We start from the raw sequence: 19,293 nt of genomic DNA, 5'->3' as shown, positions 1-19,293 counted from the left end.
GCAATTCACCGGCACGCACCTTGTCGCGTTCGTCGAAGGAAAGTAGTTCGCTCTGATGCTTGCGGGACAGCCCCCATCGTCTCTGTGGTCAGTACCGGAACAGTCCATTGTGCCTTGCGGGCGTTACAGGCCACCCGCGTCAGCGCGTGCGTACCGAAAGCCCCGTGCCCTGCCATACCACTTCCGGACGTGACGACAGGCCGAGCCTTCGCATGGGGCACGAACATCACTGCGAAGAGCCCGGAGCAGTGAGGACAAGCGGCCGTCCCTCGCCGTTGCTCACTCAAATCGCTGCTCGCGCTCGCTATTGATCGAGTTCTCCTTCTCACGCAGTTGAACGATCGCCAGCTTTAGAAGCGCCAATTTTTCACCCACGAGAGCCCGCAACTCCGTATCCGAGACTTCAAGCAACTCCGCGAACGCACGGGATCTGGCGTCAAAAATGTCGGCAAGAGAGCCGGACCAGCTGTCTGGGTGAACGCGATCGAACAAGATCTCAACGAAGGCGCGCTTGTCGCGCGCAGCGTCGAAAAGAGACTTCGCGTGGGTGCTCAAAGTCACACTGTCGGGAACCGCCTGAGGTTGGCCGACGGCCTTCGTTGGAACATAAGCGGTGAGTGTATTTGCGATTTTCATAATCCGCCCTTCATCACCACGGCACCAACTCAATATTCTTTCTACTGGGACGCAGTTCAGTGTCGGCTCATCGCTCATAGACACGCTATCACTGAACAGTTCCCTCGCAAAATCGAGTTCCCCTTCGCTACCATTGAACATTTCGTCCAGGAGCCACTCCGGGTATTTGACCGCTAGGGCGGACGTGATTTCTCGCGATTCGAAAGCGTATAGCCTCCGGCTGCGGATTCCGTCACAGAATGCGTAGATTAGCTGACGGACTTCCTGCTCCGGCGCGTCGGGCGTTAATGTCGCGTCGAGAACAAGTTCAATTCCATGCCGTTGCCGAGGGCCACGTTCACCCCTCTCTTGCGATACGAGAATGTAAATGGCAGACCAGGCTACACGCCGAATCTCCTCCGACAGCGGCATCCCGCGGCTGCGGTTTAACCGCATGTGAACGATCCATATGGTAGACAAATAGCCTTGCTTCAACTCATTAATTTCTGCCAGCAGCTTCGCCATATCGGCGTCGGAAAGTGCGTCGCCGGAACCATGACCTAGATGCTCAAAACGCCAAGCCTCGATCTCTCCTTCCTTCGCCAAGGTAAGGAGGGTTTGGAAAAGCGGCGGAGAAATGGGAACTGCAGTAAGCATCGAAACGGAGAAAGACGACAAACCGGGGGTCGCTACTATGCTCTGGAGCATCTTGACCGCATCTTCCGAGTCATGCACGCCGCTAATGAAACCGCTCAGCAATTGAGGATTGGATTGTTCAGTTTGGTGTTTCTGAAAGGATCCGATAAGCGCAGAGAACGTCTCAAAAACGTTCGATGACCCTCTTGCCAAACCTTTGCCGAACTGAAACAGCGGCTGAGCGTTGCAGTGCCAAAGTCTTGTACCCAAGCGATCGAGATGCTGAGGCTCGGTTGCGACCAATTCGCCGAGCGCCTGCGCCCTTTCGAATATGTCGTGCGCACTGTCACTGAAGGTGCCCCGGAGTTCGGCATGCTCCCAAACGTCAACCAGCACGTAAGCCTCGATCTCCGCGTATGTGTCTGCGGGTGCAGCCAAACGCTCGAGAACTCGGATTTGGTCAAGCATATCGGCAGAGTGACGGTCGCTCGCGAAATGGAGGGCCTTCTTGATGCTCATCCACATCGCCGGCCACCTGCCCCCGGCCGCATGCTCGCGTACGATCGGTTCGAGTACCTCTAAACACTCTTGGATCCAGCAAAGGCTGCGAAAATGTGCGGCCAAGATCGACTTGACGGCTTCTTTTGTGCTCGGGACACCCGAGCGTAACCCAGACTCCAGCAGCTTAATATGATCCACGTACCAGGCAGTTTGCTGGGTGTGACTATCTGGCGACCAGCCGGGTCCCCTTTTCCTCGCCCCAAAGTGAAACGTGCCCACTGACGTCCAGCTGCGAGTTTCGAAAGCCGAGCGGCAGAGCTCCCTCGCAATATCCATGTGTCTGGGGATGCCAGAGCCTAGCAGCTTGCCAATAAAGGCTTGGCGACGAAGCGGTGTTGCCTCTGTCCCTGAGAGACGAACCGAGAACAACCTGCGCATCTGTTCGACCACACTATGATTGTTCTCCCCTGGGGCCTCACCTTCGGCGAACAATAAGAGTATGCCCACTGCGCAGTCAAAGTGCTCATCCTCATATGCGAGACGGCAAAGGAGGCGAACGAAGCGCACGAAATGCGCATTCTGCCTCGATGCAAACCGGCGGTCGTGCGCCGCCCGCTTAATAGCCCGAAGCACCACTTCAGGAAAAAGTGGGGCAAGGAATTCCCACACCACCAAGCCTGACTCACTGCACGTGGCAATGTCTGCAAGAGGCAAGGCCGGTTCGAGCCAAGTGGCTGCGAGGCGCTGGGCAGCCTCTATGTCATGCAAGTAACCGAGACGATGCGCACACGATTGGAGTAGGCGCACGTTTCCGGGCTTGAATAGTTCTGCATTGATATCCTCGGGTGGTATATTTTCCAGCGCGCGTTTGGCTAGTCGGTTAGCTAACGCGTGAGGGAGGATCGCGCGCCAGTTGCCCCGAGACTGGGCTAATTGGCGCCGCAGCAGTTCTGCTTGATCCTTGTATAAGGTTTGGCGCGCTATACCGGCGACCGCCGAAATTCCTCCCAACTCGTCACCCTCAGCGCGCGAGGCGTTAAAGGAGTACACGAGCGCCAGAGCTTCAGCACTTTGCAACAGGCTCGATGAGTCTCCTTTTCGCTGCATGAATAGTCTTCTAAAAAGATCTTCATCAGAAAAGTTTGACAGCGACTCGCCTGTTCCGACCTGGCTTGCTAAAGCGATTGCTACTCTCGCATTTCCCCCCGCGAACTCCGCTATGCGTTCAGCATTCACTGCCCCGATGCCCGGGATGCGTTTTTGTACGAGCCGAGCCACCATTTCCTCGCTGGACGGCTCAAGGTAGATAACGACGGTTTCCTCAGGCTTATCATCCGAAATGTCATACTCAATCGTGAGCAGACGCAAGCATGCTCCGCTGGATGCGACTTGCCTTTGCAGGCTTCGATGCACGTCCGGCGGACAGTTATCCAATACCACGTACGTAGTGAACCGGTTGGCTATTAGATAAACAAGGAGTTCGGAGGCGGTCGGAGTCAGATCGTTCCCAAGATCAGCGTAGATGACATCACTTGCAGGCAAAGAATTCAGCCCCACGTCGCTCTCGAACATGGCCTGCACGAAACGCGTTTTACCTACGCCGGATAGCCCCATAACGCGAACGGTGCTTCCAGGTTCGCGAAGTCTATCCCTCGCGAGATGCAGACCCTCCAACACGGGGACCATGTCTCGGTGGTCGGGGGCAAGGACGCACGGGTGGTTGTCAACCAGGAACTGGTCGTCGAAGCCTGGGGGAGTGCCCGCCCATCGTTCAAAAGGCCTCCAGCCTGCCAATGGCTTTCCGAGGCGGGAGCGCACCCAAAGCGCGACTCCTGGGTGTCTTCGAAGCCACGCGTGCAGTCGATCTCGCCCGTAAAAATCCACTCTTAGTTTGTCAGCATCTGGCAGGGCAGCAACCGCCTCTTTCATGCCCGCCAGTCGCTCAGAAAGCATCTTTCCTGAACAATCGTCCTTGCCACTGACAATGATGTACGCACCTCGCCTAGAGGCGAGGTCCATCAGAACCTTCTTAGGTGCGCCGCTCTCCTCCATTTCGGCTCGGCACGCCGCCTTACTCATGGGGTGTTTTTTTACTTGAAAGCCTGTGGAGGGCCGTGGAATATAGGCAGAATCATCGATTCCGTGGGCGGCTTCGACTTGTACGTCGAGGCCTCCATCGGGAGCCTCCTGAGCCCCTCCCCAAAAAACTCGGGACGGGGGAATGCCGCTTTGGAGTAGCTCGGCTTCGCACAAACGTCCCACAAGCTCGCGCAAATCGGCGTCGTTCAGTTCGGAAATGTCACGCGCTTGGAGTTCAAAGAATATCATCTGTGTTCGAGAAAGCCGGCGTAAATCAGCTCTTGATCAATAGTCGCGGTAATTAAGTATAGGCACACCGACCGGAATCCGAGGAGCTCGCGATTAGCCCGTGAGCTTGGCGTCAAGTGACGAGTGAGGAGCGGGCGAGAGGTCGACTACGATCTTTCTCGACTTCAAATTCAACGGGGCTTGGTAAACGGAGCGATGGCCTTTGAGGTGTCGCTGGCGTGCCAGCAAAACATGAATGAAGCCGGTGCCCACAACACCCCGTGCCCGAGGTTCTTTAATTGTCACTTCGCTCACCAAGCCATGCTTGGAGAATGCACGCGTCAATTTACGCGCTAGGCGTTCAGCGGTCGCCGCGTGTGCCAACAATGTAGAGTCCAACGTCAGCGTTTGTAGCCCGCCCGCGCGGGCCATGGACGCTACGGACTCGAGATCTGCGAAGGCGCCGTCCCATCGGCTCGCGCTGGTCTGATTGCGTGCCCGAAGGGTGTTCAGGTGGATATGCCAGTTCCCGTTGCCGCGATTGGTGACGGTGAGTACGCGGCCGGAGTAGTTGAACACAGCGAACACTGGCAGCGGCGCCAGCAGGAGCAGGACAAGTGCCCAAATAGGGAGCAGGTAAGGCAGCAAAAAAAGTGCGACTGCGATGAAGGAAATCAGAATCGTGAGCAACACATGCTGCAGGCCAATCGGCGACCGCGCGGCCAGGATGAAAGCTCTGCGGCCGATATGCGTCCGGGAAAGCCTCGATGTCAAGAACATGACGGGAGGTTGAAGGGTGTGATGAGCCGCGTAACCGAGAAGTGCGCCGACTACGTAGGCTACAAAGCGAGGAAAACGGAGGAGGGTTGCCACTGGGTGTCCTTTTAGTTTTGACTCCGACATACTATTTCCCAGACGCGGCAAACCCAAGCCAACTTCGAACCGTTTTCAGAAAGATCGCATTTTCCTTGATGTGTGTTCCGCCGCGCCAGGTCGCCCTTTGAGCTCCTCATCAACCGGTGCTTATCTTCGAAGCCGCCAGACAAGCAGACCCCCTGAAGACTCTTGGCGACGGGGAAGCCCGGGCATCGACTGCTAGGGGCAAGTGTTTAGCCGCTAAACACCAAGTCAAAAGACAATCATCTGAACCCGTGGATATGTGGATGATCGCTTCGCGACCACTCGGCTCGCTGCGCTCAACCCGTGGACAACCGCTGATGGACAAACGGTGGACAGGCTGCGCCTGCCCACCGTTTGTCCACAGGGTGTGCCCACCGGCTACCCGAGTTTCACCCACATACCCACCGGCTCCCATTTTCCAGTCATGAGATACAGAAGGTCAAAACAGCAGCTCGACTGACCCGGCAAGGGTGATTGAGCCGCTTAGCGCTTCGCTGGGGTCGGCACGTAATTGATCGCCGCCATCGCCTTGCTGATGGATTGCGGGGTGTAGTCGTTCCAAGGCGAGTTCGCTACGTCCAACCGGTCGTGAATGTTTGAGATCGTCCACTGTGCGCCGCTAGTCACGCTTCCCAACTCGTCCCAGGACAGGGGCACTGATACGCCCAGCCCTGGTCTCGCACGAGCCGACCAGGCCGCAGCGGTTGTCGCACCGAAGCCGTTGCGCAGGTAGTCCACGAAGATCTTGCCCACACGGTTCGTGGGACCGCTCTTGGCCACGAACAGCTGCGGTAGGGTCCGTGCCAAGTGAAGCACCATGGCCGCCGAGAAGCCTTTTACGACGTCCCACTCGTACTGCCGGCGCAAGGGCACGACCACGTGCAAGCCTTTTCCCCCACTCGTCTTCAGCCAGCCCTCCAGCCCTACGCCCTGCAGGAGCACGCGCACCAGCTGCGCTGCCTGTTGAACCGCCTGCCAGCTGACTCCTTCGCCCGGATCAAGGTCGAGGATCAGCCTGTCGGGCTTCTCTATGGCCGTCTTTACCGCGTTCCAGGTATGGAACTCGATGACATTCATCTGCGCGGCCGACATGACCGCGTCTGGAGTAGGGACCTCGAGTAAGGCTGGGTGGCCGGGGTGAAGCCGCTCTGGCAAGGAAGCAACGCCCGGCATTGCGGCATCCAGGTGCTTCTGGAAGAACAACTGGCCCTGGATACCACTCGGGGCGCGTACGAAGGACACGGGGCGACCCTTCAGATGCGTCACCAGGAGAGGTGCAACCAGGCCGTAATAGCGGGCGAGATCGAGCTTCGTCAAACCGGTCGACGGATCAATGACGCGCTCGGGATTGGATAGCTTTCCGGCCTTCGCTCGCGCGATAGGCGATCGCGTTGCGGTTTTCGTCGGCGCCGGCACCGACTCCGGTTCGACCGCGCTGGTTGGCACGGCCCGTTCCCTTGTGATCGCAGGCGCCGGCTTGTCCGTTCGAAGGCCGCGGAACGTCGCGTGGCGGACGTGGCCACCTTCGGTCCATTCCGCGAACGACACCTCGCACACGAGGATAGGCTTCACCCACTGTACGTCGCGCACGGACTTCGGCTTTCCGGCGGTGATTGGAGTGGCCTTCTGGTTCAAAGCACTGAGCGCCTTGTGGATGTCGGCCAGGCCGCGGTCATCGAAGCCGGTGCCTACGCTGCCGGCGTACCGCAACGCGGCGCCTTCATGCACGCCCAGCAAAAGCGCGCCGAAGCCGACTCGGCCACCCTTGGGAGCCGTGTATCCCACGATGACAAACTCTTGGCGCTGCGCGCACTTGATCTTCACCCAATCATCAGTGCGGCTCGATATATACCGCGCCGACTGGCGCTTGGCCATGATTCCCTCCAGACCCATACGGCATGCGGACGCGACCAGGTCTGCGGGAGAGGCCTGGAAGGCCTCGCTAAAGCGGACGATGTCATCCTGGCCTGCAGCGACCAGCTGTGATAGCAGCGCACGGCGTACGCGAAGCGGCTCCCCTCGAATGTCCCGCCCGGCAATATAGGGCAGGTCGAACGCATAGAAGATGATGTTGGCGGTGCGCTTGCCATCGAAGGCGTTCTGCAGCGCCTGGAAACTCGGCACGCCGTTGTCGGCCAGGACGACAATCTCGCCGTCGATCCAGGCTGATCCAACGTTCAGACGCTGGATGGACGCGACCAGATGAGGCAGCTTGTCACCCCAGTCGTGCCCATTGCGGGTAAACATCTGAACCCTCGCGCCTTCGACTCGGGCCATCATCCGGTATCCGTCAAACTTGACCTCATAAAGCCAGTCGTCGCCGTGGCGAGGGACACCATCGACCAGGGTGGCCAACTGGGGCTTCAAGGACTCGGGCAATTCCGCCTGAGAGCCTGGAAGGCCAGACGAAGTGCCCCCGCCGCCCCTACTTGTCCGAACGGCCGGGCGCGTGGGCGGGGTACGAGGGCACGGGGCAATAGTGGGGTCACTCATGACCGTCTGGTGGAGCCGTCAGGACGAATAGCCACGGCGGGTGCCTTCCTGCGCCTTCGCCCGACATTCGGACTAGTGCCCACCGGCCGTGCAAAAGCAGGCCGCGAAGGCAGAATCGTAAGTGGCCACTACGATATCCCTCTGAATCGCCGACGGAGTACCAAATGCCGGCGTCCCAGGTGTACGCGGGTGCTGGGCTACGAGAGAAAACCGCCGCGCCTTTGGAGAACCGCCTGTAGGGCGCGCACACAGTCGGTTGCTCGACTGCGATGCGCCTTGTTTTGGTATCGGTGGGAACTCCGTTTAGCACCTTCCATCGTCGCGCGAGGCCGCCCCGTGCGAGGACGAGCTCGAACTGTTCGGGCCGTATAAGCGACCGATAGATGACAAATCTGCCACCGTTGCTCACCACCGGAATGCCTCTTCAAAGGTCGTGCGCCGGTTGCTAGGGCTGCGCGGTCAAATGTTTCCGGACTGCGGCCGCAGATACGCCAACGGCTTGCACCGCCGCGCGAAGCTGATCTTCCGTTACGCCCAGTTCCTTCGTCCAATACCGTAGCTCATGGGACTCGTTCACATTGATGCGCGACCGGTCCTGCGCACCCCGTTGATTCAAGTCGTCGGACATGGAAACCTCCTTCGTTGAACAGGTGGGGAGGTTCAGCAAATCACGTGCCTAATTCGACTGTTGCGTCATGGAAGTGTTTAGCTGCTAAACGTTTTGGCTTGCCGGAAGCAGATAGCGATACAAGGTTCAGCAGCTAAACGCCCGCTTTGAGCATCAAATCAAGAGCGCCCCGGTTGGGGCGCTTGGTCTTGACGAACCGGCTAGTTGGTAACAGGCCTGACATTGGATCGCGTCTGCTGGGCGCAGACTCCAAATGGGCTGGCAGATCGTTTGGCCCCGCGGTTGGCCACCTCTCGCTTCCAGCCTTCTTACCAGGCGGTCACGCGCTGAATCCAGTCGCCTGGAGATTCTCCAGTGTGCGCCGGCATCGCAGACGCCTTCAGATATGGGCAATCCAAGAGGCTCAGTCCCTTGCGAGCAGCCTCTGCGCCCCGCTTCTGGATGTCGTCGAGCATGACATACCCTCCAAAAGTTGCGAGCCCCCAGTATGCCTGCTAAACATCGTTTGACTCAATGGTGCGCCGGTACTGGGGAAAGGGTGCTTTTACCTGGGCGCCATCCCCTTGCGCAGCTTTTCCGGCGCTTCCAGTAATTCCCGAACCATCTGCTCTTGCTCGCCGACACACGGTTCGTCGGACAGGATCTCCAACCACTCGTCGTATACGGGCGCCAGCACGCCGGACGGTCGCTTGAAACAGCCCGACAGCTGCTTGGTGCGAAGGATGAAGGAGCGATAGCGCTTGACCTCCTGCAGGAGCGCCAGCACGTCGACATCGCTGATCTTACCGTCCGGGCCGCGATGGCGGTCTTGGATTGCACGCAACTGTTCTACACGGAGCGGGGGATTGAAAGGCATAGCGCTAATAATACTGTATGGACATCCAGTATAAACACGCCTAGAATCCGCACCATATCGCCCCAATTTCCGTGGGCAGCGTGGGACTGTAGCCATGATCGATCCAGAAGATTGGCGCCGTATGGACGACTACTACTGGGCGGGGCCGCCCGGGTGGACCATCTGCCGCGTTTGGGTGGATGGCCTTTACCAGCACGAGCTATGGCACAGCAGGGGAGATACGCCGCGCCTGATCGGCATGCGCGCTTCCTTCGAAGCCGCGCTTGCGTTGTTCGATCACCAGTCTCGCTCCTAACCTCAGATTGGGTCGATGGCGTCTGGCAACTGATACTTCGAATTGCCGACTTCTTGCCGGACCGGATGCCACGTGAAAGCGTCCTCGGGCACGTCTTCGTGCAGCAGATCCCGCGCATCTCTGGCCGAGATTGACGGGTCAATCCAGCGTTGCGCGATGTCCGCAGGCAGGGCGACTGGACGCCGCGCATGGATGTCTACCATTCCGCCCTTGGTGTCGTTGGTCACGATCGCAAAGCCGTGAGCGGCATCCAGCGGCGCGCCCGGCGACCAGGCCGTCAATGCGGCAAAGTAGAGCGGGCCATGACCCTGGCTGTAGTGGGGCTGCTTGGTACCGTCCGCCAGCACGGGCCATTCGTACCAACCGTCCGCCGGCACAAGGATGCGGCCAGCTCCGATGAGAAAGCGCCAAGGCCACCCATTCTTTAGGATGGTCTCCAGCTTGGCATTGCTCATGAAGTGTTTGGAATCGGGACGCTTGTAACCCCAGGGGAGCCTGGCGATGGCCTCGGTGCCTTCAGTCAGGCGATGCAAAGTGAGCGGGCGCGTGCCCGGGGGTATGTTGAATCGCGGCCCCGCTGGGTCCGCGAAGATCTGGCTTTGGTTGGTAAAGATCCGCTCAACGTAGTCCAGCGGACCCGACTTCTGGACGATTCGACCGCACATCGATCACCTCTGTGAATGCAGATGTCCGGCCAGTATAGGCTCGGGCATGCCGTCCTGCAGGAGACCCACCAGGGGGAGAGGGCAGTCTTGCGTCTTTGGCGATTGTGACACGCTGTTCTCGCCGTCAAGTGCTGCGCAACGCCGGCGGCGCCGGCGCCGCTTGCGCCAGGGCCGGCAGGCCACTTGACCGCTCCGCTGCAGCGTATCCCAGGATCGCCGGGCAATCCCGCCCGGCACTGGAGATCCAGCAATGCAGCATTCCATCGCGTTCAATACCATCGATCACGCCGTCGGCGCGCTCTTCGTGCAGGATTCCGCTGGCGCGGTGCGCCCGGCCGCGCCGAAAGATATCCTCGCTGCGGCACGTGAGGTCGTCCTGCAGGAGATCCAGCAGGGCCAACACATGGATTCGCCAAAGCGCGTGCGCGAGTTCCTGCAGCTGCGCCTGAACCTCTGTCTGGAGCACGAAGTGTTCGGCATCATGTACCTGAACCCGCGCGCCGCCAACGTCCTGGACCACTTGGTCGTGGCCGGCAGCAGGATCGTCTCGTTCGCAGAGAAGGGCATCATGCCCTGACCTGCAGTGCCGGGCCTGGCGCTGGTGTCAGGTCCGAGGCCCAAATTCGCCCAGCTGTGCATCCAGGCAATGGAATTTTCGACTCATGGTTATGGAAGCATGCCATATGTCTAGTGGGAAAGTAATGTCAGTGCACCCCATCTCAAGAAGATTGCGTGCGCAGCTTAAGCAGCACGCTCACTGCTTTCGTGAGCTCGGCTTCGTCCTTTGTCACCTGAGCTACCGCTTCTGCTAGGTTACCCAATACCACCCGTACGCTCTCAGCCCGTTCAAGACACTCCTCGTCCGTCATATTGTGGACGCCATGGCTCAGTGCTGCGTGTAGCAATTTCAAAGGACTATGGCCTTGGATGAGTAGCTGTTCGGGCATGACATCTTTCGCCATTTCCAGCGACTTCGAAAACTGAGTCTCCGCCGCCGCAGCCCGAAGTACCTCCAATTTTCCCGCCTCCATCTTTAACTTTCCTGCGGCGGCGATGATTCCGTCGAAGATCTTTGCACGCTGCATCTCCACCACTCGCCGATAGTAGGAGAATGCGCCAACGCCTAAGCCCTGGTTTTCACAACGGCGCCCTTTTAGAAAGGTCTCTCGTTCGGGGCCGATCAATGACATAAGTTTTGAAGGGACCGGAGGACCGTACGGCGGTCGTTCTCCCACCTTTGAAACTACCGCGGCCTTGGTGTCGGTACGAATCACTTCCAAGATAAAAACTCTTCGTGTGTCACCGCAATTTGCACAGTGGTAAGCGAGTCGCGGGTACGAGGGGATAGAAGCGGAGACATCTCTATCGCATTCGTCCGTCGCTAGTTCAAAGTACCGTTCACCGTTGCACAACTTGCCTTCGCAGTGCATAAGCAAGTCGTCGGGCGCTTTGAGCTGATATCCAAGCCCTGGATAATAGTCAAGGGCTTCGTTAATGAAGCCTGCCGTGCCCGGGGGACGTTTTAGCAAGAGCGTGTTTATTGAAAGTTCGCTTGGTTGTGTCGTCATGGTTAATTTGCCTGCGGCTCCTGAGGAGTTTGACGGGTCCGAATTCGCATTTGGATCATACTGCCGCGGCATTACGGGATGGACCGCCTCATAAGCGGAAGCGGAATCACGTTTTTTGCAGAGTAGGGCCAGCTCGTGTGATCCGCAACGCCGGGCCTGGCGCTGGTGTCAGGCCTTGGGCGCATCTTTGCCCTGCGCGCACCGCGGGCAAGGGGCTTTCGCGGCATATAGCCGCTCGCTGCGCTCGCTTTATATTCCACGTCCCCTTGCCCCCGGCGCTTGTTCCGCAGGGCGCCAGTGCTCCCGTCCCGCCACCCGGCCGGGCCCTACTTCTGAGGAGCACGACATGACCCAAGCCACTCTTTCCGTCGCACGCTTGGTTCCCGATGGCGATCGCATGGACTTTCTGCCCAAGGCGTTCGGGCGCCGCCTGATGTTGCGCGGCGAGATCAGTGTCTACAACTGGCTCGACCGTCTTTCGAAGGAGTACGCGGGCGGCTATTGGCACTACTACGACATCCCGAACGGCTTCTACATGGCGCCGGCCGACTACGACAAACTTCGCATCGAATGGCCGATGAACTGGTGCGATCGCACCATGTCGGCAGACGCTGCCGGCATCGTGGCCACGCTTTACGCCCTCTGCGAATTGTGCGGTCAGTATCCCAGCGACAACCTGGTCGAGAAGTACCACGCCCTGCGCGACTTCGCCGGCGAACACGCCGAGGCAAACGCCATCTTCGCGGCGATCGATTGACGCCATCCCGGCCCGCTTCGGCGGGCCTTTTTTCTTCTGCGCGCAATTAGGCCATCGTCGCTCAGCCCCTGCTAAGCGGCGCTGCACGGGAACGCGTGCGCTTCGAACGAAGACCGTTGAAAGCCATACGGGGTGGCGGGTCTGCTTTCCCGGTCAGGATGCCACGTCGTTCTCGCGTTCAAGTGCGGCGCGCTACCGGCTGTGCCGCCAGCGCTTGCGGCCGCGGCCGTCTTCGACACTTGAGCGCTGCGCTGCGCCGTGCCTCTCAAGTTCCGGGCATTCCCGCCCTGGCAACCGGAGAGACCACATGGCCAAAACTTCAAATGCACAACAGCGTCGCTTTCTGAACAACACCGACGCCCACCAGAAGGAGATTGTCGGCCTGCTGCGCCAAGTCGCGTACACCCGTGGTATCGATCGCGTCTGGAGCGATTGGGTGGAGATTTGCGCGATCGCATTGGCCCGTGCGGACCTCGCGCAGCGCGACGTGCGCGAGCAGCGCTACCTTCAGGTGATCGCTCAGTATGAGCGGGCCGAACTCGACCTGCTCGTGCAGGCGTTCGCGCACCTGGTGATGTCCTACGAACTACGCGTTGAGGCGGCAGACTTTGGCGATGTCCTGGGAAGCACGTTCATGATGCTGGACATGGGCAACGCAGGCGCCGGGCAGTTCTTCACGCCGTACGAGGTGTCGCGCCTGATGGGCAACATGATGATGGGCAACTGCCAGGCGCTGGTCGACAAAACGAACGCGCAGGGGTTCGTACGGGTACTGGAGCCGGCCTGCGGTGCCGGCGGCATGTTGATCGCAGCTGCGCACGCGCTGCACGATGCGCAACTGAACTATCAACAGTGCATGCACGCGACCGCGATCGACATCGATCAACGCTGCGTGCACATGACGTTCATCCAACTCGCGCTGCTGCACTTGCCGGCGTTGGTTATTCACGGCAACGGCCTGACAGGCGAGTGCCGCGAGCAGTGGTTTACGCCTGCCCATATCCTGGGCGGCTGGCGCGCGCGGCTTCGCCGTCGCGAAGCGGAAGAGGGCGCTCGAGCGCTCCTGCAGGCGCCGGCGGACATTGACGAGGTCGATGTCGACCAGGTCGCGGCCGACAGTACATCGGCCGAGATCGATGCGCCGCTGCTGGCCATTCCGAAGGCCATCCGCCAAGCTGCTGCCGCTGGCCAGATGTCGCTCTTCTAGCGAGGTTGCAGTGGCCCCTGTCGGGGCCTGGCGCGCCGGCGACGCGCCATCTTCGGCACATGCAGACCAACAAGCACTGCACGGAGCACACAGTCGCATCCCCCTCCCGCACGGACGACCGGGCCGCGGCGCGCGCGGCTTTGTAGCCGCGGCCCATCTTCAAGGGCTTTCGCGGCATAAACCGTTCGCTGCGCTCACTATTTATTCCACGTCCCTTGACCGCGCTCTCATGGGCTGCGCCCGCATGCCCCGTGCAGTGCAATGCAGATCGGCTGACATTGCTGCACGCAAGGAGCCAACCATGAGTCGTGTTGTCCTGGGCGATTGCCTGTCCGTTCTCCCCACCTTGCCCGATCGCTGCGTCGATCTGGTTCTGACCGATCCGCCATACCTCGTCAACTACGTGGACCGCTCCGGCCGGAGCATCGCCAACGATCGTACCGACGAATGGCTGGCGCCGGCGTTTGCACAGATGTTCCGCGTCCTTCGCGATGACGCCTTCTGCATTTCGTTCTACGGCTGGAACCGCGTAGACCGATTCTTTGCCGCCTGGCGCGCCGCCGGCTTTCGCGTCGTCGGCCACCTCGTGTTTGCGAAGCAATACCAATCTAAGGCGCGATTTCTGGCGTATCAGCACGAGTCGGCCTACTTGCTGGCCAAGGGTCAGCCGGCGCTGCCGGCCGAGCCCTTGCCGGACGTCATGCCATGGAAGTACAGCGGCAACCGCCACCACCCGACGCAAAAGCCCGTCGAATGCTTGGCGCCGCTGATTGAGTCGTTTAGCCGCCCGCGGGACATTGTGCTGGACCCGTTCGCCGGCTCCGGTTCCACGTGCGTCGCCGCCCGCCAGGTCGGCCGACGCTTCTACGGCATCGAAATGGACCCGAAGTATCACGCCGCCGCGACGCAACGCCTGCAACTCGCCCGTCAAGAAAGGATCGCAGCATGAGCCGGGACGACAACGCAATGACGCAAGGGTTGATCGCCTTCCTGCAGGGCTACGGACGAAACAACCCTGATGGCCTGTCGGCCATTGCCAAGTACGGTGCTTGGCCGGCATTGGCCGCCCGCGAAAACGAGCGCCGCATGGCAGCGCTTATCGAATCCCTGCCGCTGGATGAAGTGCAGGCAATTGCCAGGTCAGAAATCGACCTCAACGCACTCGCCCGCCAGGTGCTGGGCGAGCTAGACACGGAGTGAGCCCCATGGCCATGGTTGAACTTTCCATGGCGGCTCGCGCCGCCATTGCCGACATTGCCAGCCGCCTTCTGAATCTGGAGACGTTGGATTGCCCCGCAGGCGCCAAGCTGGAACTTTACGAGATGTCTATTTGCCGGTTGCGCGCGGCTTTAGAGGCCGCGTACTTGGCCGGCATGGTGGACCATCATCGCCGAGGGTAGAAAACACGGCGCCGGCATACGCCGGCGCTATGTACTAAAGCGCTCCGCCTCCCGCTACTTGTTTCATGAAGCCAACAGTGATTCCCTCTTGGACTGCTCTGCGAGTTGATGTTTCATTGGCGAATACTTTATCGGCCCCGCCGACACACATGCAACAACCGTTGGCGCCGATCTTTACTTCCGCTCTGAACCCTTTGGCGTCTGCCGAGCGAACAATCCTATACGTGGCCCGGACACCGTGGATAACCATCGTGCCTTCCAAAATTCTCCTCCGATTGGAAACTTTGGCTGCTTTTTTTTTTCGAGAATGCCACGAAAGAAAGCGCACGCCAGTAGGATAAACACGCATCCCGACTGCCTCCGCTTGTGCTAGATTGCGTGCCTCGCGACCCTTGGCACGGTGCCGACATGGATGAGCCGAAGAAGAAACGCCGGACCAAGGAGCGGCCGCCAGTGCTGCACTGCTCGTTTTGCGATAAGTCCCAGCACGAAGTGCGAAAGCTGGTTGCCCGGGGTGACAACGATCAGGTCACGATCTGCGACGAGTGCATTGAAATGTGCATCGGGATCATCAACGAGCAGTCGTTGGTAGAAGCCGAGCATCGTCCGAAAGAATTATTTGACTACATCGTCCGCCAGCATCAACTCATCGATCAGGCGCGGGATCGGGCAAACAAGGCCCTAGATCGTCTGAACGTTTCGCTGCCGCCGTCGACGGATTCTCAGCACTAAGTTGATGGTATTCGGCCTGGCCTGAACGCCGGCGCCGGTCGTTTTCAGATCCAGAGTTCACCCCTGGGCGTGCCCCTACGCCTGCGGCTGCGGGTCGGGCTCTCGCGCTTCGCGTTGAGCCTGGCCAACACCGCCAGTCTCACCCCCTTCGGGGCTTCCATCCTTCCCTCCCTCCGGTCGGCTCACGCCTTCGCGCCTGCCGGCGCTGCGCGCTGTCGCTTGCGGGCCGCCTTGCGGCCAGTATGACCCGCGCTGCGCGCGGGTAGGGCGCTCGGCGCGCGCCTGGCTTTGGTGTCGCCGCCCTGTCTCTCGCAATGCATCCGTCCCCGCGAGCCCTGTCCTAAAACGCCGACCGTACCACTGCGTTCCTCCCTCCAAGGGTCCGGTGCTCACCCGTTCGGTGCTCGCCTACGGCTGCGCTCCGCATGCGGCCTCTGCTCCGGCCCTTTCCAGTCGTCCCTCCGCGGTCACGGACGGCACGGACAGGCCTCACAGGAACGGATGCGAACAACGCGGAGGGAAAGACCATGAACAACCAAATCCAACAAACCCACGCTCGGACGACTTCTTCAGGATCGGGTGGCGTGCGACCTCTCTTTTTGGAGCAAACGAACATGAACGACCACGCGACGCTGAATACCAACATTGTGGCCTTGGCGATAGAGAAATTGCTCGGTGCGCAGGCGCGTCAAGACCGGCGCGGCGTGGACGTGCTGGATATGTGGATTCGGTCGCAAGATCGGCACCGCGAAGAGGTCCGCAAGCTGCTGTGGACGCGGGCAATGGACATGGCCTTCAGCCTGGGCGAAGAAGAATGCAAGGCAGGCCACGAACAGACCGACATGCCCGCGCTGTTGGCAGACGTGCCCGTTCTGGTCGGAGCTTGGACAAGCGGCTGGAACTTCGCCAAGAAGTTGAGCGGCGGGCACGTCCTGGCGCTCGCTGCCAAGTAACCCCTCGACAACCCATCCGCGCAACGAAAGGAGGCTTTCCATGAACGCACCCCAAGAACAGGACACGACCGATACGACTATCGTCCTTTACACCGTCCTGGGAGGCGCTGAATGCGCCTTGACCAAAGCCGCCCTGGCGCAGCGCGGCGTTCAGTACGCCGAACGCAGCGCCATGGATTACGGGACCGCGCTGGCTCGTAATGGCTTTGATTTTGCGCCCGTCGTGACTGTCGCAGTTGAAAACGAGTTCGTTGCTTGGACTGGCCATCGCCCCGACCTCATCGAACTCTTGGCCGACCTGTTGGATACCGGCGTGGTCGACGCGGACGGGTTGCGCGACAGAGAGACGGCCGAGGAAGCCGTTTTGACGCGGTTGCAGGTAGTGCTGCAACTGCGCGACCACCAAGCAAACGCCCAAGACTTCTTTGCCGACCATGGCGATCAGCCGCTGTATCGCGGGCGCGACCTGCTGAACTGGCTCGGCTACTAAACGAAAAGCCCCTACTCGGCTGCAACCGATAGGGGCTTGCACCTCGACCCACCCGTCAAAAGGAGAACCGTGATGAACCACGACTTTATCAGATTGGCGCATGACATGCGCCGCGCCCACCGGCTGGGCCTGAGCTTTCGCATCCCCGCGATGACGATGCGCCAGCTTACCGCCCTCATCGCCGCGCTCGACGCGCCCGAAGTCCCCGCCCAATTGCACTGATCTCGATATCGACCGGAACCCCAATCATGAAACTCGATTCCAACGAACTCGCCGCCGTCCACGCCGCCGCCACGCGCATGGATATCCCTCATTCGCAATTGCGTTTGAGCGAAGCGTATCAAGCGCGTAGCCCGCAGGACCGCAAACAAGACGCAGAAATTCTGGAACTGAAAGCCACCATCCAGGCGATGGGCGGGCTGCTGCAAAACCTCGTTGTCGTCGCAGCGCCGGATGGCTCCTATGAGGTGTGCGCGGGCGGACGGCGCTGGACGGCCCTCGGCCTGCTGATCGAAGACGGCGTTTTTCCCGCCGACTACGCGGTCCCGTGCCTCGTGATCCCAGGCGAATATGCGCACCACGCCAGTCTGATCGAGAACATCGGGCGCAAGGCGATGCACCCGGCCGACGTGTACACAGCATATGCGCGCCTGCGCGCCGACAACTGGACGGTCGCGGCAATCGCCGCCGCGCATGGCGCATCGGAATCGGCCGTAAAGAAGCTGCTGGCGCTGGGCAGCGTGTCGCCCACGCTCATGCAACTGTTCCGCGATGGCAAGATCAAGATGGACGAAATGCAGGCGCTCGCGTCGGTTTCGGACCACGCCCGCCAGGAGGCGGCATGGAAGGCTTCGGCCGGCCAAACCTGGAACCGGGACTACTGCATCCGCCGGTTGCTGGCCGAAACCGAAATGCGCGGCGATTCGCCCGTGGCGCGGTACGTGACCGTCGCAGCCTACGAGAAGGCGGGCGGAGAAGTCCGCCGCGACCTCTTCGAGGACGACGCCTATTTGGCCGACCCGGAAAAGGTGCGCAGCATGGCCGACGCCAAGATGCAGCGTTCCAAACTTTTCAAGGCGGTGCAGGCCGAGGGTTGGTTGTGGGTGGAGTGCCGCCTGTCGTTCGAGCACCCCGACAAGAAGCCCTTTGGCGAGATTCAGCGTTCCTACCAAGAGCCGGACAAGGCCCAAGCCAAGCAACTCGACGGGCTGCAAAAGAAGATCGACGCTGCGCGAACGAAGCTTGCTGAACTGCAAGAAATTGAGGGCTACGACGTCGCCGACCTGGACAAGCGTCGCGGCGTCATTCGCGGCTACGAAGGACAAATTCGGGAGATCCGGGCGGAGCTTTTCGACTACCCGGTTGAACTGAAAGCCCTGTGCGGAGCGATTGTGCACCTGGACTATCACGGCGACTTGACCGTCACCCGTGGCCTGATCCGCCAGGACGAGCGCGAGGCCGTGGCCCAGGTCATGCGCAGCGACGAGGGCCACGGCCAGACGACGGCGGGCGTGGACCTGCCCCCGGTCCTGACGCGCCCCGTGCATTCCGAGGCGCTGACCAACCGACTCCAGGCACAGCGCGTCATTGCCCTACAGGCCGAAATCATGATGCGTCCCACCCTGGCGCTTTGCCTGCTCATCGAGCAGATGCTTGGCGACTTCGACAGCAGCCGCCGAAGCAGCGCCGGAGACTCGTTCGATGTTTCGATGCGGACAGCGCATTACGAGCTGGCGAAGACGGACGAGAGCATCAAGGACAGTCCGGCGTGGGCAGCAGTGCAGGCGCAGATTGAGGCCGTCACGAATCAGATTCCCGAGGACGGTGCGGCTGTACTGCCCTGGCTGTTGGAGCAGTCGCTCACGGACCTACTCGACTTGCTGGCCGTACTGTCCAGCGTTTCGATATACCGCAGCCAAAGCCATTCTTATGGGAAGGAACCCCGGCACCTTGACCGCTTGGGCGAAGTGATTGGCCTGGACATGAGCAAGTGGTGGAAGCCGACCGCGCAGTCCTACCTTGCCCATGTGTCGAAGGATCGAATAGCGGCAGTGGTCACCGAGGCGATGGATGCCGAGCAGGCGAAGCCGCTGCTGGCGATGAAGAAGGCCCAGGCCGCCGCAGCAGCCGAGCAATTGCTGGAAGGGAAGGGCTGGGTGCCTGAACTGATGCGCGTCCAACCCCTTCAGGTCGCAATGGCGGTGGAACACCCGATGGGAGAAATGGAGCCGTAAGTCCCACTCGGGCACCCGGGCGGATGGGGAACTTAGAAGCGAGTGCGGACGGGCGG

General features: G+C 60.4%; 21 protein-coding genes. 12 read left to right on the top strand and 9 right to left on the bottom strand.

The genetic code is table 11. The features are described 5' to 3' along the window. Nucleotides 1-279: 279 nt before the first annotated feature. The 7 genes from ACZ5YA_RS13925 to ACZ5YA_RS13895 all read right to left on the bottom strand — a co-directional run bounded on the left by ACZ5YA_RS13925 (nt 280) and on the right by ACZ5YA_RS13895 (nt 8,936). Entirely contained in the window at nt 280-4,080 is a 3,801-nt protein-coding gene (locus tag ACZ5YA_RS13925) for a hypothetical protein (protein WP_152385271.1), read from the bottom strand. Nucleotides 4,081-4,173: 93 nt separating this feature from the next. Then, nucleotides 4,174-4,932 (bottom strand): hypothetical protein, encoded by a 759-nt coding sequence (locus ACZ5YA_RS13920; protein WP_152385270.1) that lies wholly within the window; start codon nt 4,930-4,932, stop codon nt 4,174-4,176. 510 nt (nt 4,933-5,442) lie between these two features. Then, nucleotides 5,443-7,314 carry a DNA ligase D gene (gene ligD / locus ACZ5YA_RS13915; RefSeq protein ID WP_312537784.1) on the bottom strand — a complete coding sequence of 624 codons (1,872 nt, stop codon included), beginning with the start codon at nt 7,312-7,314 and terminating at the stop codon, nt 5,443-5,445. Nucleotides 7,315-7,444: 130 nt separating this feature from the next. After that, complete coding sequence (locus tag ACZ5YA_RS13910) at nt 7,445-7,762, bottom strand: hypothetical protein (protein WP_313492226.1); 318 nt, start codon at nt 7,760-7,762, stop codon at nt 7,445-7,447. Nucleotides 7,763-7,897: 135 nt separating this feature from the next. Further along, entirely contained in the window at nt 7,898-8,080 is a 183-nt protein-coding gene (locus ACZ5YA_RS13905; RefSeq protein WP_152385268.1) for a DUF3606 domain-containing protein, read from the bottom strand. A gap of 308 nt (nt 8,081-8,388) precedes the next feature. Beyond that, the gene (locus ACZ5YA_RS13900) at nt 8,389-8,535 is read right to left on the bottom strand and encodes a CrpP-related protein (protein WP_180098133.1); all 147 of its coding nucleotides are present in this window, start codon (nt 8,533-8,535) and stop codon (nt 8,389-8,391) included. An 89-nt stretch (nt 8,536-8,624) separates the two neighbouring features. Further along, a complete protein-coding gene (locus tag ACZ5YA_RS13895; RefSeq protein WP_152385267.1) occupies nt 8,625-8,936 on the bottom strand; it encodes a hypothetical protein in 312 nt (103 codons plus the stop codon). A 94-nt stretch (nt 8,937-9,030) separates the two neighbouring features. Here ACZ5YA_RS13895 and ACZ5YA_RS13890 point away from each other — a divergent pair, with 94 nt between their 5' ends. After that, nucleotides 9,031-9,231 (top strand): hypothetical protein, encoded by a 201-nt coding sequence (locus ACZ5YA_RS13890; RefSeq protein ID WP_152385266.1) that lies wholly within the window; start codon nt 9,031-9,033, stop codon nt 9,229-9,231. A 2-nt stretch (nt 9,232-9,233) separates the two neighbouring features. On the opposite strand, the gene ACZ5YA_RS13885 is transcribed toward ACZ5YA_RS13890, so the two are convergent. Beyond that, nucleotides 9,234-9,896: an SOS response-associated peptidase gene (locus ACZ5YA_RS13885; protein ID WP_152385265.1), complete on the bottom strand. Its 663-nt coding sequence runs from the start codon at nt 9,894-9,896 to the stop codon at nt 9,234-9,236. Nucleotides 9,897-10,146: 250 nt separating this feature from the next. Here ACZ5YA_RS13885 and ACZ5YA_RS13880 point away from each other — a divergent pair, with 250 nt between their 5' ends. After that, complete coding sequence (locus tag ACZ5YA_RS13880; protein WP_312537791.1) at nt 10,147-10,473, top strand: JAB domain-containing protein; 327 nt, start codon at nt 10,147-10,149, stop codon at nt 10,471-10,473. Between the two features lie 142 nt (nt 10,474-10,615). Here ACZ5YA_RS13880 and ACZ5YA_RS13875 read toward each other — a convergent pair whose 3' ends face one another. Next, nucleotides 10,616-11,464 (bottom strand): hypothetical protein, encoded by an 849-nt coding sequence (locus ACZ5YA_RS13875; RefSeq protein WP_152385263.1) that lies wholly within the window; start codon nt 11,462-11,464, stop codon nt 10,616-10,618. Between the two features lie 346 nt (nt 11,465-11,810). Here ACZ5YA_RS13875 and ACZ5YA_RS13870 point away from each other — a divergent pair, with 346 nt between their 5' ends. The 10 genes from ACZ5YA_RS13870 to ACZ5YA_RS13825 all read left to right on the top strand — a co-directional run bounded on the left by ACZ5YA_RS13870 (nt 11,811) and on the right by ACZ5YA_RS13825 (nt 19,237). Continuing rightward, entirely contained in the window at nt 11,811-12,221 is a 411-nt protein-coding gene (locus ACZ5YA_RS13870; RefSeq protein ID WP_152385262.1) for an antirestriction protein, read from the top strand. 307 nt (nt 12,222-12,528) lie between these two features. Further along, nucleotides 12,529-13,428, top strand: a complete 900-nt coding sequence (locus ACZ5YA_RS13865) for an N-6 DNA methylase (RefSeq protein WP_313492189.1) — start codon at nt 12,529-12,531, stop codon at nt 13,426-13,428. A 301-nt stretch (nt 13,429-13,729) separates the two neighbouring features. Beyond that, nucleotides 13,730-14,377, top strand: coding sequence for a DNA methyltransferase (locus ACZ5YA_RS13860; protein WP_057287135.1), 648 nt, complete (start codon nt 13,730-13,732; stop codon nt 14,375-14,377). Next, on the top strand, nt 14,374-14,628 hold the full coding sequence (locus ACZ5YA_RS13855; protein ID WP_152385260.1) for a hypothetical protein: 255 nt from the start codon (nt 14,374-14,376) through the stop codon (nt 14,626-14,628). The genes ACZ5YA_RS13860 and ACZ5YA_RS13855 overlap by 4 nt, the downstream gene beginning before the upstream one ends. 5 nt (nt 14,629-14,633) lie before the next feature. After that, on the top strand, nt 14,634-14,828 hold the full coding sequence (locus ACZ5YA_RS13850) for a DUF6900 domain-containing protein (protein ID WP_312537794.1): 195 nt from the start codon (nt 14,634-14,636) through the stop codon (nt 14,826-14,828). Between the two features lie 408 nt (nt 14,829-15,236). Continuing rightward, complete coding sequence (locus ACZ5YA_RS13845) at nt 15,237-15,560, top strand: ClpX C4-type zinc finger protein (RefSeq protein ID WP_152385258.1); 324 nt, start codon at nt 15,237-15,239, stop codon at nt 15,558-15,560. Nucleotides 15,561-16,087: 527 nt separating this feature from the next. Beyond that, complete coding sequence (locus tag ACZ5YA_RS13840) at nt 16,088-16,513, top strand: hypothetical protein (protein WP_152385257.1); 426 nt, start codon at nt 16,088-16,090, stop codon at nt 16,511-16,513. Nucleotides 16,514-16,553: 40 nt separating this feature from the next. Further along, nucleotides 16,554-17,003 carry a thioredoxin domain-containing protein gene (locus ACZ5YA_RS13835; RefSeq protein ID WP_152385256.1) on the top strand — a complete coding sequence of 150 codons (450 nt, stop codon included), beginning with the start codon at nt 16,554-16,556 and terminating at the stop codon, nt 17,001-17,003. 72 nt (nt 17,004-17,075) lie between these two features. After that, entirely contained in the window at nt 17,076-17,225 is a 150-nt protein-coding gene (locus ACZ5YA_RS13830) for a hypothetical protein (protein ID WP_162876433.1), read from the top strand. A gap of 26 nt (nt 17,226-17,251) precedes the next feature. Continuing rightward, nucleotides 17,252-19,237, top strand: coding sequence for a ParB N-terminal domain-containing protein (locus ACZ5YA_RS13825; RefSeq protein WP_152385255.1), 1,986 nt, complete (start codon nt 17,252-17,254; stop codon nt 19,235-19,237). The last annotated feature ends 56 nt before the right edge of the window (nt 19,238-19,293 follow it).

The sequence above is a fragment of the Achromobacter sp. JCM 18799 genome (assembly GCF_055395645.1).
This window is presented reverse-complemented; position numbering and strand designations above follow the sequence as displayed.

What these genes read in the sequence shown, in the direction of transcription:
- ACZ5YA_RS13825 (WP_152385255.1), top strand. Translation starts at nt 17,252, where the DNA reads ATGAAACTCGATTCCAACGAACTCGCCGCCGTCCACGCCGCCGCCACG.
- ACZ5YA_RS13880 (WP_312537791.1), top strand. Translation starts at nt 10,147, where the DNA reads ATGCAGCATTCCATCGCGTTCAATACCATCGATCACGCCGTCGGCGCG.
- ACZ5YA_RS13850 (WP_312537794.1), top strand. Translation starts at nt 14,634, where the DNA reads ATGGCCATGGTTGAACTTTCCATGGCGGCTCGCGCCGCCATTGCCGAC.
- ACZ5YA_RS13905 (WP_152385268.1), bottom strand. Translation starts at nt 8,080, where the DNA reads ATGTCCGACGACTTGAATCAACGGGGTGCGCAGGACCGGTCGCGCATC.
- ACZ5YA_RS13860 (WP_057287135.1), top strand. Translation starts at nt 13,730, where the DNA reads ATGAGTCGTGTTGTCCTGGGCGATTGCCTGTCCGTTCTCCCCACCTTG.
- ACZ5YA_RS13875 (WP_152385263.1), bottom strand. Translation starts at nt 11,464, where the DNA reads ATGACGACACAACCAAGCGAACTTTCAATAAACACGCTCTTGCTAAAA.
- ACZ5YA_RS13885 (WP_152385265.1), bottom strand. Translation starts at nt 9,896, where the DNA reads ATGTGCGGTCGAATCGTCCAGAAGTCGGGTCCGCTGGACTACGTTGAG.
- ACZ5YA_RS13865 (WP_313492189.1), top strand. Translation starts at nt 12,529, where the DNA reads ATGGCCAAAACTTCAAATGCACAACAGCGTCGCTTTCTGAACAACACC.
- ACZ5YA_RS13835 (WP_152385256.1), top strand. Translation starts at nt 16,554, where the DNA reads ATGAACGCACCCCAAGAACAGGACACGACCGATACGACTATCGTCCTT.
- ACZ5YA_RS13895 (WP_152385267.1), bottom strand. Translation starts at nt 8,936, where the DNA reads ATGCCTTTCAATCCCCCGCTCCGTGTAGAACAGTTGCGTGCAATCCAA.
- ACZ5YA_RS13890 (WP_152385266.1), top strand. Translation starts at nt 9,031, where the DNA reads ATGATCGATCCAGAAGATTGGCGCCGTATGGACGACTACTACTGGGCG.
- ACZ5YA_RS13830 (WP_162876433.1), top strand. Translation starts at nt 17,076, where the DNA reads ATGAACCACGACTTTATCAGATTGGCGCATGACATGCGCCGCGCCCAC.
- ACZ5YA_RS13845 (WP_152385258.1), top strand. Translation starts at nt 15,237, where the DNA reads ATGGATGAGCCGAAGAAGAAACGCCGGACCAAGGAGCGGCCGCCAGTG.
- ACZ5YA_RS13900 (WP_180098133.1), bottom strand. Translation starts at nt 8,535, where the DNA reads ATGCTCGACGACATCCAGAAGCGGGGCGCAGAGGCTGCTCGCAAGGGA.
- ACZ5YA_RS13855 (WP_152385260.1), top strand. Translation starts at nt 14,374, where the DNA reads ATGAGCCGGGACGACAACGCAATGACGCAAGGGTTGATCGCCTTCCTG.
- ACZ5YA_RS13925 (WP_152385271.1), bottom strand. Translation starts at nt 4,080, where the DNA reads ATGATATTCTTTGAACTCCAAGCGCGTGACATTTCCGAACTGAACGAC.
- ACZ5YA_RS13840 (WP_152385257.1), top strand. Translation starts at nt 16,088, where the DNA reads ATGAACAACCAAATCCAACAAACCCACGCTCGGACGACTTCTTCAGGA.
- ACZ5YA_RS13870 (WP_152385262.1), top strand. Translation starts at nt 11,811, where the DNA reads ATGACCCAAGCCACTCTTTCCGTCGCACGCTTGGTTCCCGATGGCGAT.